Below are 17,033 nucleotides of genomic sequence, written 5' to 3' on the forward strand. Positions count from 1 at the left end.
CATCAACGGGAGCTATTGACCGATTATGGAAATCTTCGACGCCTTTCATCTCGCCCGGTTGCAGTTTGCGTTCACCGTATCGTTTCATATCGTCTTTCCCGCCATCAGCATCGGCATGGCCAGCTTTCTCGCCGTGCTCGAATGGCGCTGGCTGCTGACGGGCGACACCGCATACAAGGACATGTTCCTTTTCTGGTCGAAGATCTTCGCGGTCGGGTTCGGGATGGGCGTCGTCTCGGGCGTGGTGATGGCCTATGAGTTTGGCACCAACTGGAGCGGCTTTTCCAGCATCGCCGGGAATATCACCGGGCCGCTTCTCACCTATGAAGTATTGACGGCATTTTTTCTGGAAGCAGGGTTCCTCGGCGTGATGCTGTTCGGCTGGCATCGCGTGAGTCCGCGCGCGCATTTCTTTGCGACGTTGATGGTCGCAGTCGGCACGCTGATTTCCACGTTCTGGATTCTCGCGTCGAATAGCTTCATGCATACGCCGCAAGGATATGCAATCGAAAACGGCCGTATTGTGCCCGTCGACTGGTTCAAGGTGATCTTCAATCCGTCATTCCCGTATCGCCTCGCGCACATGACGATTGCCGCCTTCATCGTGGCCGGCTTCATCGTCGCGGCGTGCGGCGCGTGGCACCTGCTGCACGGCCGACGCGACAAGCCCGTCATGCGCAGCTTTTCGATGGCATTGTGGATATTGCTCCTGCTGACGCCGATACAGATCCTGGTGGGCGACGCGCATGGTCTCAATACACGCAAGTACCAGCCCGCGAAAATCGCTGCAATCGAAGGGTTATGGGAAACGGAGAAAGGCGGCACCGCGCTGAATCTGGTCGGTCTGCCCGACATGGACGCCGAAGTCACGCGATACGCCATTCAGATTCCGCACCTGGGCAGCCTGATTCTGACGCATAGCTGGAATGGCGAAATTCGTGGCCTCAAAGAGTTCCCGCCTCAGGACCGGCCTTATTCACCCATTATTTTCTGGACGTTCAGGCTGATGGCGGGTCTCGGCATGCTAATGCTGCTGACGGCGCTGGTCGGTCTGCTGCTCAGGATACGCGGCCAGTTGTACGAGACGCGCTGGTTTCAGCGCTTCGTATTCTGCATGGGACCGTCGGGCATCGTGGCGCTGCTGGCCGGCTGGATCACCACGGAAGTCGGCCGTCAGCCGTGGACCGTCTACGGCGTATTGCGCACGGTGGATTCTCTGTCGCCGGTCGATGCACAGCAGGCGGGCGTGTCCCTGCTCATCTTCGTGCTGGTGTATTTCCTGGTGTTCGGCGTCGGCATCTATTACATGCTGATGATGATGAAGCGTGGCCCTGACGAGCACATCGAGCGCCGCGATCAACGCAAGCATCCCGTATTGCACAACCGCGCTCTCGAAGCGCTGGAAGGAGAATGAGCCATGCAAATCGACCTTCCTGTCATATGGGCCGCAATCATCGGGCTGGGCGTGTTCATCTATGTGATGCTCGACGGCTTCGATCTCGGCATCGGCCTGCTGTTTCCATTCTTCGAGGCGAAAAACGACCGGCAAGTGATGCTCAATACAGTCGCCCCCGTCTGGGACGGCAACGAAACGTTTCTCGTGCTCGGTGGTGCCGGCCTGTACGGTGCATTCCCCGTTGTCTATTCGACGCTGCTGCCCGCCAACTATCTGCCGTTGATCCTGATGGTCGTGGGTCTGATCTTTCGCGGCGCGGCGTTCGAACTGCGCGGGAAAGCGACCCGTACGCAGCATGCGTGGGATCTCGCGTTCATCTGCGGCTCGGGGCTCGCCGCGCTCTGCCAGGGCATCGTATTGGGATCGCTGTTGCAAGGAATCAAAATCGCCGACGGACGTTTCGTCGGCGGTCCGTTCGACTGGCTCTCGCCATTCAGCCTGTTCTGCGGAATCGGCGTGCTCATCACGTATGCGACGCTCGGCTGCGGATGGCTCATCCTGAAGACGGAAGGCGAGCTGCAACGCAATATGCGCCAGTTGATGAGACCGCTCGTGTGCGTGCTGCTCGGCGCCATCACCATCGTGAGCCTGTGGACAGTGATTGGCCTGCCTGCCGTTGCGCATCGTTGGTTCGGCAGCGGCAACCTCGGCTGGTTCCTTCCCGTTCCCCTTCTGGTGATCGCGTGCGTGTGGGGAATCTTCCGTTCAGTCCGCTTGCAGCACGAAGCGATGCCGTTCATTCTCACGCTTGCGATCTGCTTTCTTGGCTACAGCGGCTTGCTGATCAGCATCTGGCCAAACATCGTGCCGCCCTCACTGTCGATCTGGGAGGCGTCGTCGAGTCCATCAAGCCAGCTGTTTGCGCTCGTGGGCACCGTCATCATTCTGCCCATCATCCTTGTCTACAACGCAATGCAATATCGTGTATTCCGGGGCAAAGTGCGGGAGGGAGACCCGGGCTATCACTGATCTCAATCGTTATTCCGGGGGACATGGACGGGCATATCTTTCCGGCCGCCGGCCGACGTCTGAGTTGGCGGCGAATCAATCTGTACAAAAGAAGAGCACGCTATGATCCTGAGGCCGAGACAGAACTGGTTCAGCTTGTTGTTCGTCTGGAACGGTTCCGTATTGCAATCGATTATTCCCCAGCTTTTGTTCATGGCGGTCGTCAGCAGTCTGGCCGTCGTCACGCAGGGACGCATCTTTGGCGAAAAGATCCCCCTTAACACAACGCCCTTTACGCTCTTCGGGCTTACTCTTGCGATTTTCCTCGCATTCCGCAATACCGCAAGCTATCAGCGATTCGACGAGGCGCGCCGACTCTGGGGCAATTTGCTGATCTCCGCTCGTGACCTCACTTCACAACTGCAATGTTATGCGCCTCAGAGCGACGAAAGCCGTTCCGTCGCGCATACCCTGATTGCGTTTGTCTACGCACTCAAGCATCAATTGCGCGGTACTGATCCAGAAGGCGATCTTACCCGCCTTCTCGGAACCGACCGCGCCGGGAGATTGCGGGAGATTCGTTACCGGCCCGTTGCGCTTCTCAAGGAAGTTCGTCGCGAACTCGCTGACCTGCAAAGTCGAGGATCGATTTCGGATACGAAGCTCTGGATGCTGGATGCGCAAGTCAATGAACTCGAAAAGTGTGTGGGCGGGTGCGAACGCATTGCGTCCACACCCATTCCGTTTGCCTACAACGTGTTGCTGCATCGTACCGTCTACACCTACTGCGTTTTGCTGCCGTTTGGCCTTGTCGACTCGACAGAATTTTTCACGCCACTACTTTGCGTCTTCATTTCTTACACGCTGATCGCTCTCGAGGCGATCGCCAGCGAAGTTGCCGAGCCGTTCAGCGTTGCACCGAACGCGCTCGCCCTCGATGTCATGACCCGCAACATCGAGCGGTCGGTTCTCGAGCTATGTGGGTGTGAACTGCCCGAAGAGATCGTACCGGTGCGTCTATATCAATTCACGTGAATCTGCTCCAAAGCGCCCCGAATGACGCCAGAGGTCGCGCAAAGCTGCCCGGCCAGAGCAAAAGGCCGAAATCCTACCAGTCACGCGTAACAGGTTGGCGTGACATCCGAAGTCATCCACATCGACTCAGCGGAACTGGCAATCGACCATCTGCGAGCTACGCTGGCATCGAGAGACGAGCGCATGGCGCAAGCCCTGCATGCGAGCCTCCCGATTCGCATTGCCGTCGATCACGAGATGGTCAGCAGCGGGTTTGTCGTGCGCGAAAACAGCGAGATCGCTTTCTTTCCTCCCGTCACGGGCGGCTGACGAAGTGACAGACCGCCTTCGTTAGCGGGCACAAACGGCCGCCAGCTTGCCGATCGTGATCACCGCCTGCTCGATTTCGCTCGTCCACGGGCTGCTGTAGTTGAGGCGGATAAAGTTTCTATAAGTCGCATCGGACACTGAAAACATATACCCCGGTCCAATTGTGATGCCCTCATCGAGCGCGAGATTGTAGAGGCGCATTCCGTCGACCTTGGGCGGCAGTTCGATCCACAGCACATATCCGCCTGCGGGATTCGACATCCGCGTACCTTCGGGAAAGAAACGCGACACAACGACCTTCATCAGATTGGCCTGCTGTGCGTACGCCTTTCGGACCCTGCGCAGGTGATGTTCGTAGCCATCGCGTTCGAGGTATTCCGCGATCGCCTGCTGAGGTATCGTCGGCGACGTCAACGTATTCAGGAATTTGAGCTTTTCGACCTGATCGCGATAGCGCCCGGGCAAAGCCCAGCCAATCCGGTAGGCAGCCGTCAGGCTCTTCGAAAACGACGAGCAATGCAGCACCAGGCCCTTCGTATCGTAGGCCTTCAGTGTGCTCGGGTGCGAGTTGCCAAAATACAGTTCGTTGTAGACACCGTTTTCGATGACAGGGATATCCCGCTTCGTCGCGAACTCGACGAGTTCGCGCTTGCGCTCGTCAGGCATTTGAAATCCCAGCGGATTCTGGAAGTTCGGCATGACCATGCATGCAGCGATAGTCTGTGAGTCGGCAATCGCAGCCAGCGCGTCGATATCGATGCCATATTCGGGGTGCGTCGACACCTCGATCGCCTTCATGCCCAATCGCTCAATTGCGTGAAGCATCGCGTAGAACGTCGGCGATTCGACAGCGATCACATCCCCGGGCTTCGCGACAGCCTGAAGGCAGAGATTGATCGCTTCTGTCGCGCCGACCGTAATGATGACTTCGTTCGGATCGACCGCCATGCCATTCTCGAGGTAACGACGCGCAATCTGGCGCACGAGATTCGGATTGCCGGGTGGCAAGGCGTCCGTTACGCCCCATCTGGACTTGCCGCGCCCGATGTCGTACGCGTAACGGTTGATTCGTTCGAATGGAAACAGACTGGGGTCCGGGTACGGTGAACCAAGCGGCAACGCGTCGTCTACGCCAATCGAGCGCAGCGTGGAAAGTACCAGCCGGCTGACATCTACCGGCGACGAGATCGGAATGGGTCTCGACGGGCGCAGATCGAGCGCTTTCCCTTCTTCGTCACCGCCCCGGAAGTTGGCGAAGTAGCCCGACTGCGGCCGGCTCGTCAGCAATCCACGGCTTTCGAGCAACAAATACGCCCGAATCACGGTTGAGATGCTGATCCGGTGCTGTTGACTCGTCTGACGTACCGAAGGCAAGCGCTCCCCGTGACGGTAAACACCCTGACGGATCAGCCGCTCGATGTCGTCTGCGAGTTTCTCGTAAATATTCATTAGACGTGTCCCTGACACTGTACTGGTCGGACGGGCAGCACAGCCCAACCGTCCCGCGAACGGCCACCGGCTTGGCTTTTGCCGGTATCGAGATCCTAGCAAAACTGTACTGATTCACCGCCCCCTGATTTGTGCCCACTGCGATGGACCGGGCCGCCTTACGCTTTGCCTCATCGTGCATCGTTTCAGCTCTCAACAGTAGCGCGGGCCGATGCGTAACTATCGGAGGCACGTCATGTACGGATCAACATTGAAGGAAAGAGCCAACGCATACCGGCAATCACATGCCCAAATGCGCGCGTTGACATACCTCGCCTTTGATCTGCACGAAGCCTCGTGCGTATCCAGTCACATGCCTGTTGCCATCTCAACACGCGACCAGGGCAAGGGCCGTACCGGCCATGCGTGGCTCGAACGGCGCAACCCGTCGAAGTTCGAACTGCGCGCAACCGGTGCGAAGGCGGGGTGGGCGCCATGAACCTGCTGGAGACCATGCGCATTTATGTCAGAGTGGTTGAACGTGGCAGCATTTCGGGCGCGGCACGAGACCTCAATATTGGCCAACCCGCGGTCAGCGAGCGCATCGAGCGGCTCGAAAAGTATCTGGGCTGCCGCCTGCTGCTGCGCAGCGCACGCGCGTTCAACTGCACGCCTGAAGGTATGGCCTTCTACGAGCGCAGCAAGAAGATCCTGTGCGCCGTGGAACAGGCCATCGCAGAAGTCTCAAACAACGGGCAGGATCTCAGAGGAACCATACGTATTGCAGCGCCCCACTGCTTTGGCGAGACCGTCGTGCCGGAGGCGTTGAAGGTCATCCGGGCAACCTATCCCCAACTGGATCTGGATCTCGTCCTGAACGACAGGGTTGTCGATCTCGTGACGGAAGGTGTCGACATCTCGTTTCGCCTCGGACCACTTGGAGAAGGCGCATTCATTGCCTGTAAGCTCGGCCAGATTGATCGCGCGCTCGTAGCTGCACCCGAATACCTGGAACAACATGGCCAGATCTGTACGCCGTCCGACCTGACGAACCATCCGTTCATTCGGGTGCAGAGCATGTTCGGCGCGGATCAGTTGCCGCTTAAACATGTAGACAGCGTCGTGGAGAGTGCTCCGATTCAATCGGCAGTCAGGACAAGCCATTGGCGGCCTATGTACGAAATGATAACGGCTGGCGTCGGTATCGGCGTTATCGAGGAGCCCGCGTGCGCCGCCGCACTCGCGGATCGCACGTTGATACGGATTCTGCCGGAATTCAATGTGCCTCCGTTTGATCTGCACATCCTGTTTCAGGCACAACGGCCGATCCCTTCCAGGGTACGGATGATCGTAGCGCTGCTGAAAAAATGCACGCCCAATATTCTCGGTCGGGTGAGCGCCAACGCTGGTGAAACGGCACGTCGAATTGAAGCACTGCTCGATGAGAGCTAGATCCCGACGCGCACAAACGTGACACGTCGAAATGCTGATGGCAATCACTATCGCAGGCAGACCGGCTTGATTATCGGGCAATTGCCCAAGCCATCAACCCCGCCACTTCCCGATTGTTGATATCGGAAGAAGCAAGCAACCAGACATCTGCCCGTCCGGCGCGAATGGGCAGTTCTTACGCTCGCCTGATGTGCTTGACAGCTGTGCACGCTTCGCCTTTGATGAATGAACAGCCGACACGGTCGGCTGATCAGGCAGAGACCCGGCCATGACAACGCCCATCCATACAGCACTGTTGGAAACCGCCATCGACGCCCTTGAGCGTGCCGAGCGATTGCATCGTCAGTTCTTCCGGCTAGCGGGCCAGCCATCCAGGACACCTGTATGGGAACCGCCTATTGAAGTATTCGAACACGATGGCCAGTTGGCCATCGTGGTTGCATTGCCCGGCGTGCGTCCCGATCAAGTGAACCTGACTCTCGAAGGTGGAACGCTGATAGTCGTTGCCGAAAGGAATCTGCCGCAGGGGTTTGCGGTGGGTGCGGTTCATTGCATGGAAATTCCTTATGGACGCTTCGAGCGGCACATCCGCCTTCCGGCCGGGCATTTTCGACTCGCACGGCGCAATGCCGAACATGGTTGCCTTTTGCTGGAACTCGAGCGGCTCGGCTAACTCGCCGCGAATCAAGGAACGAAGATGAGCATGGACAGCGAAAGCGAGGCTCCCGAATCCAGTTCGGCGAGCCTTGAAACGGCCCTCGAGCCGGCCCTTCCCCAAGACACCCTGATCCTGCTTCCCGTCCGGAACACCGTGCTGTTTCCAGGCATGGTGCTAACGTTGACGGCGGGACGCGGGCAAAGCAAGGAAGACGTTCAGGCAGCCATCAAGCGCCAGCAGCCCTTGGGCGTCGTGCTGCAACGTGATCCGCACATGCAGGACCCGCCCTTCGAGGGCCTGAACACAATCGGCACTGTGGCGAACGTATTGCGCTATGTCACGAGTCCGGACGACGGCGCGCATCACCTGATCTGCCAGGGTGTCGAACGCTTCCGCCTGATCGCGCCAGTCACCGGACCCGACTACCGGGCGGCCCGCGTGGAGTTCCTGCCCGACAAGGAAACCGATGATCCCGCCGTCGCCGCGCGAGCGCTGGTGCTCAAGGAGCGCGCGGGCGAAATGATCGGCCTGCTGCCCAATGCCGGCGGCGAACTGGTAAAGGCGCTGGATGCGATCAATTCACCCGGGTTGCTGGCCGACACGCTGGCGGGCCTGATCGAGATCCCGCTCGAAACCAGGCAGGCGATTCTGGAAACCCTCGAATTATGCAAGCGCCTCGACAAGGTGCTTGACGCGGTCGCCGGACGTATCGAAGTCCTTCGTCTGTCGCGCGAGATCGGTGATCAGACGCGTAGCCGCATCGACAAGCGCCAGCGCGAGATGATGCTTCGCGAGCAATTGAGGACCATCCAACACGAGTTGGGCGATGACGCGGAAGGCCAGGAGGAAGCGCGCAAGCTGGCCGGGGCGATTACAGCTGCCAGCATGCCGCCCGATGTCGAGACCCATGCCCGTAGGGAACTCGCGCGGCTGGAACGGATGCCGGAGGCTTCGTCCGAATACTCGATCAGTGTGAGCTACCTGGAATGGCTGACCGAACTGCCCTGGCAGCTTCCACCCGAAGCACCCATCGACATCGCACAGGCGCGGCACATCCTGGATGATGCGCATTTTGGCCTCGACAAAGTCAAGCGCCGCATTCTCGAATACCTGGGTGTCAGAAAGCTCAACCCGCACGGCAAGGCGCCTATTCTGTGCTTTCTGGGGCCACCGGGCGTGGGGAAGACCTCGCTTGGCCAGAGCATCGCCCGGGCGCTGGAACGGCCCTTCGTGCGCGTGAGTCTCGGTGGGGTGCACGATGAGGCGGAAATTCGCGGCCATCGGCGCACCTATATCGGCGCGATGCCGGGCAATATCATCCAGGCCATCCGCAAGGCGGGCGCGCGCAATTGCGTGATGCTGCTGGACGAACTCGACAAGCTCGGGCAAGGCGCGCATGGCGACCCTGCCGCAGCCATGCTCGAGGTGCTGGACCCCGAACAGAATGCCTCTTTCAGGGACAACTACCTGGGCGTGCCGTTCGATCTGTCCGCCGTCGTGTTCGTTGCCACCGCCAACCAGCCGGAGGGCATTCCCGGCCCGTTGAAGGACCGCATGGAGGTGCTGGATCTGCCGGGATACACGGAGGCCGAGAAGTTCGAAATCGCACGGCGCTTCCTGGTTCCGCGTCAGCTCGAAGCCTGTGGCCTCACGCCGGCGCAATGTGATCTGAGCGACGAGGCTTTGCGGTCCATCATTCGCGATTACACTCGCGAAGCGGGCGTGCGCAGCCTGGAGCGGCAAATTGGCGCTGTATTCCGGCATGTCGCATTACGCGTGGCGGAAGACGCAGCCACCCGCGCAAAGATCGAACCCGACGATCTGTCGTCGATACTGGGACATCACCGCTTCGAGAACGAGGTGGCGATGCGCACCAGCATGCCGGGCGTGGTAACAGGACTGGCGTGGACACCCGTTGGCGGCGATCTGCTCTTCATTGAAGCGAGCAGTACGCCAGGCGGAGGCAGGCTGGTCCTGACCGGTCAATTGGGCGATGTAATGAAGGAAAGCGCACAAGCCGCGCTGACGTTGGTCAAATCGCGTTGCGACGCGCTTCATATCGACTGCGCAGGCTTCGAAAAGCGTGACATTCATGTTCACGTGCCGGCCGGTGCGGTGCCCAAGGATGGCCCCAGTGCCGGCGTGGCAATATTCATTGCGATCGCATCGCTGCTGATGGGACAGGCCGTGCGCAGCGACTGCGCCGTGACGGGCGAGATCAGCCTGAGGGGCGTCGTGTTGCCCGTCGGTGGGATCAAGGAAAAGGTTCTGGCCGCCTTGCGCGGAGGCATCAAAACGGTTCTGCTACCCGCACGCAACGCCGCGGACATCGAGGACATTCCCGCCGATGCACGCAGTCAATTGCGCTTCGTGCTGCTAGAGAATGTCGATGACGCCGTGCGCGAGATCATTGAGACCCGACCGGTCCCCTGACGTCTACCGCTCACGGTGAAGGTTACTCATCTTGAGGATCTCCTTTGAGAGTCCCGATGTTCAATGAATCATCGGCACGTGGTTCATTGAACATCGACGCAGCAACAGGCACGCTCGCGACATCGTCGCCCGTTTCAGGGTGGCGGTCAGCAAGCGCTTCGAGCATCGTCGCCGATGGAATAAAGAAGAGACCGCCCGTCATCGCGTGACTGTAGTCGAGCAGACGGTCGTAGTTGCCGGGTGGACGTCCTACGAACATGTTTTCCAGCATCTGCTCGATGGGCGCCGGCGAGCGCGCATAGCCGATAAAGTACGTCCCGAACTCGCCGGCACCGGGCCGGCCGAACGCCATGTTGTGTCGCAGGATCTTCACCTCCTTGCCGTTCTCGTCGAGCGTGGTGAGGGAACTGTGCGAACAGGACGGCTTCACTGATGGATCGAGTTCAACATCCGAAAGCTTCTTGCGGCCAATGATGCGCTCCTGATCCTCGACGGAGAGCGCGTTCCAGCCCGCCATATCATGCAGGTACTTCTGCACGATCACGAAACTGCCGCCTTCGAACGAAGCGTCTTCATCGCCTATCGTCGTGAAGTCGACGGTTTCACGGCCACGCGGGTTCTCGGTGCCATCGACAAAGCCGACGATGTCGCGCAGGTCGAAATACCTGAAGCCATGTACCTCGTCGACGACCTTGACGGCAGCGCCGAGTGCGTCGAGCAATAACGTGGCAAGTTCAAAGCAAAGGTCCATGTGATCCGCGCGAATATGCAACAGGATGTCGCCGGGCGTGGCCACCGCGTGACGATTGCCCGCAATAATCTCGCGAAACGGATGGAGGCTGGCGGGACGCGGCGCACCGAATAGCACGTCCCATGCATCCGAACCGAAGCCGCATACACAAGACAGATCACCCGTCGGCACGCGTGTGCCGACCGAGCGTACCAGGGCAGCAATGTCCCCGCACCAACTGCGGACCGCGTCCGCTGCTTCCCGGCCAGCAGAAAGCGTCGCGGTTATGAAGATCGCGCTGCGGGTAATGGGGTGACAAACGGCTTGCGGTTCGGTGGCGTTTTTTGACATCGCATTCAATATTGTTAGGTATCCGTATTTCGCTTCGCGACCGTTTTTTCCCTGCTTTGGAAAGCCGCATCTTTCTAAGGAGAAAGCAGCGCTATCCTCGCACGGCATATCACCGAACATATCTGCATCGACATGTTCCGAACAGCCTTCCTCATCCGATATTTAACATCGGGTGATCTCTGCAAACGCCGACGCGCACGGGGCGGATAGCGCCAGGTCTCGGACCGCCTTTCTGTTGATACTTCATATCGGGTTCGGCCCCTTTTGATTCTCCCGCCACGTCGCTATGATCGATGTAACCAACTTGTCCCCCATTTGTCGGCCAAAGGCGGAAGATGAAAGACCCCGTGCCATGAACCTGCTGGAAGCGATGCGCATTTACGTCAGGGTCGTCGAGCGCGGAAGCATCTCCCGAGCGGCCAGGGACCTCAATATTGGACAGCCAGCGGCGAGCGAGCGCATCGAGCGACTCGAGAGATTTCTCGGCTGTCGCCTGTTGCTCCGGAGTGCAAGAGCTTTCAGTTGCACGCCCGAGGGTCTGGATTTCTATGAGCGCAGTAAAAAAATCCTGCACGACGTAGAGCAGGCTATTGCCGAAGTTTCTAACGACCAGCAGGCCCTCAACGGAACAATTCGCGTGGCAGCACCTCACTGCTTCGGCGAGACAATTGTGCCCGAGGCATTGAAGCTCGTTCGCGCCGCCTATCCTCAACTTAAGCTGGACCTGGTCCTGAACGACCGGATAGTCGACCTCGTCACTGAGGGAGTGGACGTTTCGTTTCGTCTGGGACAGCTCAGACACGGCGCGTTCATAGCGTGCGAACTTGGTAGCGTAGGCCGGATGCTCGTTGCCTCGCCCAGCTATCTTGCGCAACACGGGCCAATTCGCAAGCCGACTGATCTGGTAAAACACCCGTTCATTCGGGTTCAGAGCATGTTCAATTCGGAACAGTTACCCCTTACGCAAGTACAAAGCGTCGTGGAAAGCGTCCCGATTCGCACAGCGATCAAGACCAGCCACTGGCGGCCAATGTACGAAATGATCGTTTCAGGCGTGGGTATTGGCGTGGTGGAAGAACCAGCTTGCGTCGACGCGCTCGTAGAAGGTCGGCTGGTTCGCATATTGCCGGACTTCGATATTCCTCCTTTCGATCTGTACATCCTGACTCAAACACAGCGCCCGTTGCCGCCACGGGTACGGATGATTGTGACGAAGTTGCGAGAGCGCACCCCGGAAATTCTCCGGACCGTACGCATCGCAATCGATGGTCACCATTGCCGATATATCGAATCGTCAAAGGATATAGCGGCCGTCCAGGAAAATTCACTATCCTTGGATAATCGCTTCAACGGCGCAAGGAGCTGCCCAATGTCTCAACACTTGATCATCGCGGTCTTCGACAGTGTTGAAACCGCGGAGAAGGCAAGCCGCGATTTCAAAGAGTACGAAGACAAAGACGACGGCTTCAAGGTGGAGAGTGGTATGCTGGTCCGGAAGGACACCGCGGGCAACGTCACCATGCTCGAAAAGCACACGCGGTCACTCTGGGGCACTGTCATCGGTGCAATGACTGGAGCGCTCTTCGGAATGTTGGGCGGACCAGCAACTGCAATCCTGGGCATCACCGTCGGCACGGCGGGCGGGCTGGCTGAGCATACAATCAGAGACGTCCTCGACGACGAAACGATAGAAGCAATATCTGAGAAACTCAGACCTGACACAGTCGCGCTGATCGTGGAGGCCCAGGAAACTTCCCCGTACGAAGTCGACAACATCGTACGAGGCTATGACGGGGACGTCTTTCGAAAGGAATTTTCCTGACTGGAAGCGCAGCTTCCGCTTGAGGCGAGGAAGGACATGAGCCAAAACATCAGTGAAGACATGGTTCGCACGACAATTGAAGCGTTCTACCGGGCGTTTGCCGCGAAAGACGTCGCGTTGCTGCGACAGGTCGTCACGCCGGATTGGCAATACATTCCGGAATCACCGGGCGCGAAGCCGGGAGCCGATCAGATGGCAGACGCATTCGCGCGAATGGCCATTGCGCTTCCTGACATGGAAATTACCATTCTCGATCTATTGACTCATGGTGACCGAGTTGGTGTTCGCGCGGAAGTCACTGGTACCCAATCCGGCGAGTTGCTTGGCATCGCGCCGAGTGCCGTCCAGATCAAATTTGCCATTCATTCTTTCCATGAGTTGCGCGGACCTTTGATTGCGAAAACATGGCATCTCGAAGACTGGTTTTCGGTTTTTCGCCAGATTGGGCAGCTACCCAGAAATCTCGATCATCATCCGATCTGATACGTCATCCTTCGCTAACTACCCGGCGCCCACGCACGCCGGACAAAAATGCCGTGATGCGCCAGCCGCACGCTTGCGACTTGCCTTAAGTCGGTCAAACACGATCTCATGCGCCGAGTTCCTGGAACGCATGACCATTGTTTTTCAGGTCGGCCAGAATACCCGGCGCGAGTTCGCTCTCCCACACATGCCCCTCAAATTGCCACTCTTGTGGATTCGCGAGATCAGCCAGCCCTGCTCCATTGCGTACATAAAGTCCAAGCGTTGGCTTCTCGAGATTGATGTAGAAATCAAATTCTTGCATGTTTGAAAACTCCATCGGGTCGATCGTCAAGCAGCCAGCCTGACTAATGATGCATCGCCGCAACAATCAGAAGATGAAAGGGCAAAACCAGCAGTGCTGTGCCGGCTACACCTAGCAGCCATAGTGCGATGAACCATAGCATGCGCTTACCAAACGTAGCGTCGGGACCATCGTCTACTTTCAACATAGAATCCTCCCGTCACTGATGATCATGCATAGCATAGGTCATCATTCTGGTGTGTCACTTCCGATTGCAGATATCGGAGAACAAATAAGCCCGGCATTGTCTCTGTATAGGTGCCTACCGATGGATTCAAGCACCTCTTTCCCCGGCGGTTTTCTAATCACGGTCCGACCGGAGCGCAACACCTATGGCGCGTGGATCGCGCGTTTAAATATTAGCAGTAGTGGCCAGACGGTTCTCGAGGCCCGTCCTCAAACGATTCAACCCGAATAGACAACCGAGGACGAGGCAATCCGGGATGCGATCGAGTGGGGACGTCGATACATCGACCGCGAATTCGGGCAGCAGCAACCTCGATCATGGGTGGTGGTCCGCTCGCGCACTGAGCAGTGGTTCCAGGGAGTCGAAGACAGAAAGGACCACTGATGCGGCCATCGCGTGACGACGCGGCGCTCATTTCGCGGACAGGGCCACGACGGCACTCGCCAACGCTTATTTGCCTGTGTCTCGCATCTCTTGCTCTTCCACCGTCAAGACAGCCTCCGGGACGGCCTCGAGCCGCCCAAGCGGTATCGGCTCGCCGCTCTCATCAGAAATGCCGTATGTTCCATCCTCAATTTTCTGCAGCGCGCGTTCTATGTCACTAATCCGTTGATCGTTCGCGTTACGCAATCCTTGGTTGATCTCTTTCTGGGCCATTGCCTGAGCCGCGTCCTCGAACTCCTCGGCTTCGCTGCCGTGCTGCTCTTGATCTGAAACTTCGTTTGCGATCGTACTCTCCTCTCTGCCCAGCAACGTCGCCCGTAACGCAACCAGGCGGCTCTGCTGCCGTGCAAGAAATTCTTTGCTTAGTGTCACTTTCTGAGCCGACATAACACCCTCCTGCATCGTTCGGGACGTAATACGTACGACCTGGATGGATGGGCATCCATGCGACAATAATGAACGCAGGCACATCAGTGCGCAAGATGGCCAGGATCCGTACTTCGTCGGAGCGCCTCCTGAATTTTGCGTCCACGCATATCATATGCGCGCAAATGCCTCGAACGGGCAACGCCGATCGCGGCGCAGATGCAACGTGCGGCGATTCTGGTGTTCGGTGCGCAGAAACGCCCAAGATGGTTCGCGTGTTCGAACTGATGCGCGCCATGACGATTCGTATCGCGCGTGGAGAGTGGCCGAACCCGGAAATCCATCGGCTGACAACGAACGGGCCGCCCTAACTGATCGCCGAACTTCCCTGGCGACCCAACTGAGACATTCAAATACTGGCATCAGGCGGCGGGACTCAAACCTGCAGCAGCCGGTTACGCCCTAGCAGCGCTTCTTTGTATCGCCACGCACTTGATTTCGGCCAGTAAGCCGGGATGTGCAAGCTCCGATACCCCGATCGCCGTCCAGGCACACTTTCCACGCGGAAAAACGCGGTTCTTCACCTCGCGGAAGACCGACATGTGTACGCTCATTTGTACGTGGTAAGTCGTCATCTCGACGACGTCCTCAAACGTACAGCCTGCCGCATCGAGAAGTGTCTTTAGATTCTCCCAGCACGCGAGGAACTGTGCTTCAGGGTCGTGGATGACTTCAAGCTCACGCGTACGCCCTACTTGCCCGGCGCAAAAGACAGTTGTTCCTACCCTGACGGCTGGCGCATAGCCTGCGCGTTCTACGATCTGCTCCATTCCATTGGGGACAATGATTTCTCGGTCAGTCATGCAAGGTTTCCTTCGTCATACTGAGGGGCAACTGGGTGTGCAAATCAACACAACTATACGCGCGACCGCGTCTAATCCGCGCTAAAGCGGTCATCCGTCGCATCCGACTGAATGTCTTCGATTGGCCGATAGGGTGAGGCCGCCAACGGCCGCTTATTGGCACTCCGGTTAGCAAAAATCTGGATCTGGCTGACTGAAAGGTCGGAGAGAGTTATCTGACGGGAGCCATTCAACGTCGAAAAGCGTGGCCACGTCACCCTCTCCCGCTTCATCGATCGTTTTACCAACGGGCAGGTTGTTCATGCGTTGCGACGCCACGAAGTCCCGCAACCGAATCCGGCGCGGCTACGACGGCAGCTTCGCCGCAAGTACATCGATGTTCATGATTTCCGGCGGTTTGGCGAAGAGATCGGACGCCTTCGCCATCAGTGCCTCGGCTACTTTGCCCGAGAGGTGCGCCTGACGGCCGGCGTCGTCGGGGAACGCATCGAAGATGCCGTACACCGACGGCGCGATTTTCAGCCCGAACCACGCAATCGTCGCGGGTTCCTGCTCGACGAGCGGCAGTCCGCCCATCAGGAAGCTTTCGACTTCCTGCTCCTTGCCCGGCTTCGCTTCGAGCCTGACGAACAACGCTGTCCTGACCATGCCTGCCTCCTTGTTGGTGCCGCTTGCGGGTATCGCCCCCTATGATCTCCAAAACGCGGCGGCACGGTCGGCATCGTCGATGTACCAGGTGCCCTGGCCGATTACCGCGCCGTCCCACAACGAGGAACCGAAGCGGCGCTGTACCATGTTCTCGCTTGCGTTCCCCACAATATCACGCAGCATGCCGCCGCCCGCGCATAGTGCTAAACAGCTTGATCATTTCTCGATTGAATGCGGGGATATCGTCGGGGCTGCGGCTCGTGACCAGGTTTTGGTCGACGACGACCTCCTGATCCACCCAGTCCGCTCCCGCATTCTTAAGGTCGGTTTTGAGCGATGGCCACGAGGTCATGCGCCGGCCGTGCGCCGCGCCGGCCTCAATGACGGTCCACGGACCGTGGCAGATCGATGCCACTGGCTTGCCGTCATCGAAAAAAGCCTTTGCGAAGGCCACCGCTTTCGGCTCCGTCCGAAGCACATCCGGGTTCAAGACGCCGCCCGGCAGCAGGAGCGCGTCGAAATCTTGCGGCTTGGCGCGGTCGAGGGCGACGTCGACAGGGAACTCGTCTCCCCATTTCGTGAAGTTCCAGGCGCGCACGTGCTCATTTCTGGGCGAGACGATGCGCGTCTCGGCTCCGGCTTCGTCGAGCGCCTTACGAGGCTCGACCATTTCGACTTGCTCAAATCCCTCCTCGATCAGGATCGCGATCTTCAGTCCCTTCAGAGTTTCATTCGTCATGTTTCGATCTCCAATGATGAGCTTCGATTCGAAATACGCTTCGTCTGCGACAACCGCCTGGCCCGCACTCCGGAAGTGGCCGCGCTGTAGAAGCCAGTCGACTGGATGTCGATCCGCATGGTGATGGTCGCCGATCTTCTCCTTCGTCTGCTCCTTGTCACTGCTGAACGCAGCACCGAGCCGCTTAACGCGGCCCCGGCCGATGCGCGCGTAAAGGATCGTGAGGAAGATGTCAGCGAGCGTGAAGTGGGAGGCGCAATCGAGCGCCCCGTAACGACTTCCGGCTCTATGCGGCTTTCTTCACGCTGCCGTGCGGATCGATGACGAACTTCTTCGGC

The 17,033-nt window shown here is 58.4% G+C and carries 18 protein-coding genes and 3 pseudogenes; 12 read left to right on the forward strand and 9 right to left on the reverse strand.

What is annotated here, in order from left to right; all coding sequences use genetic code 11:
- The first annotated feature begins 25 nt into the window (after positions 1 to 25).
- The 4 genes from KFO72_RS16875 to KFO72_RS16890 all read left to right on the forward strand — a co-directional run bounded on the left by KFO72_RS16875 (position 26) and on the right by KFO72_RS16890 (position 3,748).
- A complete protein-coding gene (locus KFO72_RS16875) occupies positions 26 to 1,414 on the forward strand; it encodes a cytochrome ubiquinol oxidase subunit I (RefSeq protein WP_054930866.1) in 1,389 nt (462 codons plus the stop codon).
- A gap of 3 nt (positions 1,415 to 1,417) precedes the next feature.
- Complete coding sequence (cydB, locus tag KFO72_RS16880) at positions 1,418 to 2,425, forward strand: cytochrome d ubiquinol oxidase subunit II (protein ID WP_054930867.1); 1,008 nt, start codon at positions 1,418 to 1,420, stop codon at positions 2,423 to 2,425.
- A gap of 102 nt (positions 2,426 to 2,527) precedes the next feature.
- A complete protein-coding gene (locus KFO72_RS16885; protein WP_054930868.1) occupies positions 2,528 to 3,439 on the forward strand; it encodes a bestrophin family protein in 912 nt (303 codons plus the stop codon).
- Positions 3,440 to 3,538: 99 nt separating this feature from the next.
- A complete protein-coding gene (locus KFO72_RS16890; protein ID WP_225032636.1) occupies positions 3,539 to 3,748 on the forward strand; it encodes a MoaD/ThiS family protein in 210 nt (69 codons plus the stop codon).
- Positions 3,749 to 3,769: 21 nt separating this feature from the next.
- On the opposite strand, the gene KFO72_RS16895 is transcribed toward KFO72_RS16890, so the two are convergent.
- Positions 3,770 to 5,197, reverse strand: a complete 1,428-nt coding sequence (locus tag KFO72_RS16895; protein WP_225032637.1) for a PLP-dependent aminotransferase family protein — start codon at positions 5,195 to 5,197, stop codon at positions 3,770 to 3,772.
- A 352-nt stretch (positions 5,198 to 5,549) separates the two neighbouring features.
- Here KFO72_RS16895 and KFO72_RS42100 point away from each other — a divergent pair, with 352 nt between their 5' ends.
- The 4 genes from KFO72_RS42100 (at position 5,550) to lon (ending at position 9,719) form a co-directional block, all read left to right on the forward strand.
- Positions 5,550 to 5,675 (forward strand): hypothetical protein, encoded by a 126-nt coding sequence (locus KFO72_RS42100; protein WP_257784191.1) that lies wholly within the window; start codon positions 5,550 to 5,552, stop codon positions 5,673 to 5,675.
- The gene (locus KFO72_RS16900; RefSeq protein ID WP_225032638.1) at positions 5,672 to 6,628 is read left to right on the forward strand and encodes a LysR family transcriptional regulator; all 957 of its coding nucleotides are present in this window, start codon (positions 5,672 to 5,674) and stop codon (positions 6,626 to 6,628) included. Before KFO72_RS42100 ends, KFO72_RS16900 begins: the two co-directional genes overlap by 4 nt.
- Before the next feature lie 268 nt (positions 6,629 to 6,896).
- On the forward strand, positions 6,897 to 7,301 hold the full coding sequence (locus tag KFO72_RS16905; protein ID WP_082433815.1) for an Hsp20/alpha crystallin family protein: 405 nt from the start codon (positions 6,897 to 6,899) through the stop codon (positions 7,299 to 7,301).
- 24 nt (positions 7,302 to 7,325) lie between these two features.
- On the forward strand, positions 7,326 to 9,719 hold the full coding sequence (lon, locus tag KFO72_RS16910; RefSeq protein ID WP_060608639.1) for an endopeptidase La: 2,394 nt from the start codon (positions 7,326 to 7,328) through the stop codon (positions 9,717 to 9,719).
- Between the two features lie 22 nt (positions 9,720 to 9,741).
- On the opposite strand, the gene KFO72_RS16915 is transcribed toward lon, so the two are convergent.
- Positions 9,742 to 10,800: a Dyp-type peroxidase gene (locus KFO72_RS16915; RefSeq protein ID WP_225032643.1), complete on the reverse strand. Its 1,059-nt coding sequence runs from the start codon at positions 10,798 to 10,800 to the stop codon at positions 9,742 to 9,744.
- 352 nt (positions 10,801 to 11,152) lie between these two features.
- Here KFO72_RS16915 and KFO72_RS16920 point away from each other — a divergent pair.
- The 3 genes and pseudogenes from KFO72_RS16920 to KFO72_RS16930 form a co-directional block, all read left to right on the forward strand.
- Positions 11,153 to 12,052 (forward strand): annotated as a pseudogene (locus KFO72_RS16920) (LysR family transcriptional regulator); the annotation flags it as partial.
- Between the two features lie 318 nt (positions 12,053 to 12,370).
- Positions 12,371 to 12,622: pseudogene (locus KFO72_RS16925) on the forward strand (DUF1269 domain-containing protein); the annotation flags it as partial.
- A gap of 36 nt (positions 12,623 to 12,658) precedes the next feature.
- The gene (locus KFO72_RS16930; protein WP_060608645.1) at positions 12,659 to 13,105 is read left to right on the forward strand and encodes an ester cyclase; all 447 of its coding nucleotides are present in this window, start codon (positions 12,659 to 12,661) and stop codon (positions 13,103 to 13,105) included.
- 106 nt (positions 13,106 to 13,211) lie between these two features.
- On the opposite strand, the gene KFO72_RS16935 is transcribed toward KFO72_RS16930, so the two are convergent.
- Both KFO72_RS16935 and KFO72_RS16940 read right to left on the reverse strand, forming a co-directional pair.
- Complete coding sequence (locus KFO72_RS16935; protein ID WP_225032639.1) at positions 13,212 to 13,409, reverse strand: hypothetical protein; 198 nt, start codon at positions 13,407 to 13,409, stop codon at positions 13,212 to 13,214.
- Positions 13,410 to 13,452: 43 nt separating this feature from the next.
- Positions 13,453 to 13,596: a DUF2474 domain-containing protein gene (locus tag KFO72_RS16940; RefSeq protein ID WP_156516797.1), complete on the reverse strand. Its 144-nt coding sequence runs from the start codon at positions 13,594 to 13,596 to the stop codon at positions 13,453 to 13,455.
- A 120-nt stretch (positions 13,597 to 13,716) separates the two neighbouring features.
- On the opposite strand from KFO72_RS16940, the pseudogene KFO72_RS42310 reads away from it, so the two are divergent.
- Positions 13,717 to 14,019 (forward strand): annotated as a pseudogene (locus KFO72_RS42310) (DUF6566 family protein).
- Between the two features lie 66 nt (positions 14,020 to 14,085).
- On the opposite strand, the gene KFO72_RS16945 reads toward KFO72_RS42310, so the two are convergent.
- From KFO72_RS16945 to KFO72_RS16965, 5 genes are all read right to left on the reverse strand, one after another.
- Positions 14,086 to 14,466, reverse strand: a complete 381-nt coding sequence (locus KFO72_RS16945) for a TraR/DksA family transcriptional regulator (RefSeq protein WP_225032640.1) — start codon at positions 14,464 to 14,466, stop codon at positions 14,086 to 14,088.
- 434 nt (positions 14,467 to 14,900) lie between these two features.
- A complete protein-coding gene (locus KFO72_RS16950; RefSeq protein WP_054930880.1) occupies positions 14,901 to 15,308 on the reverse strand; it encodes a RidA family protein in 408 nt (135 codons plus the stop codon).
- A 345-nt stretch (positions 15,309 to 15,653) separates the two neighbouring features.
- Positions 15,654 to 15,956 (reverse strand): putative quinol monooxygenase, encoded by a 303-nt coding sequence (locus tag KFO72_RS16955; protein ID WP_054930881.1) that lies wholly within the window; start codon positions 15,954 to 15,956, stop codon positions 15,654 to 15,656.
- Positions 15,957 to 16,128: 172 nt separating this feature from the next.
- Positions 16,129 to 16,695: a type 1 glutamine amidotransferase domain-containing protein gene (locus KFO72_RS16960; protein WP_225032641.1), complete on the reverse strand. Its 567-nt coding sequence runs from the start codon at positions 16,693 to 16,695 to the stop codon at positions 16,129 to 16,131.
- On the reverse strand, positions 16,692 to 17,033 hold a 342-nt coding region (locus KFO72_RS16965; protein ID WP_225032642.1), incomplete at its 5' end, for a hypothetical protein. The genes KFO72_RS16965 and KFO72_RS16960, both read right to left, overlap by 4 nt.

It is taken from the genome of Paraburkholderia sp. XV (assembly GCF_020177535.1).
GTDB lineage: Bacteria > Pseudomonadota > Gammaproteobacteria > Burkholderiales > Burkholderiaceae > Paraburkholderia > Paraburkholderia caribensis.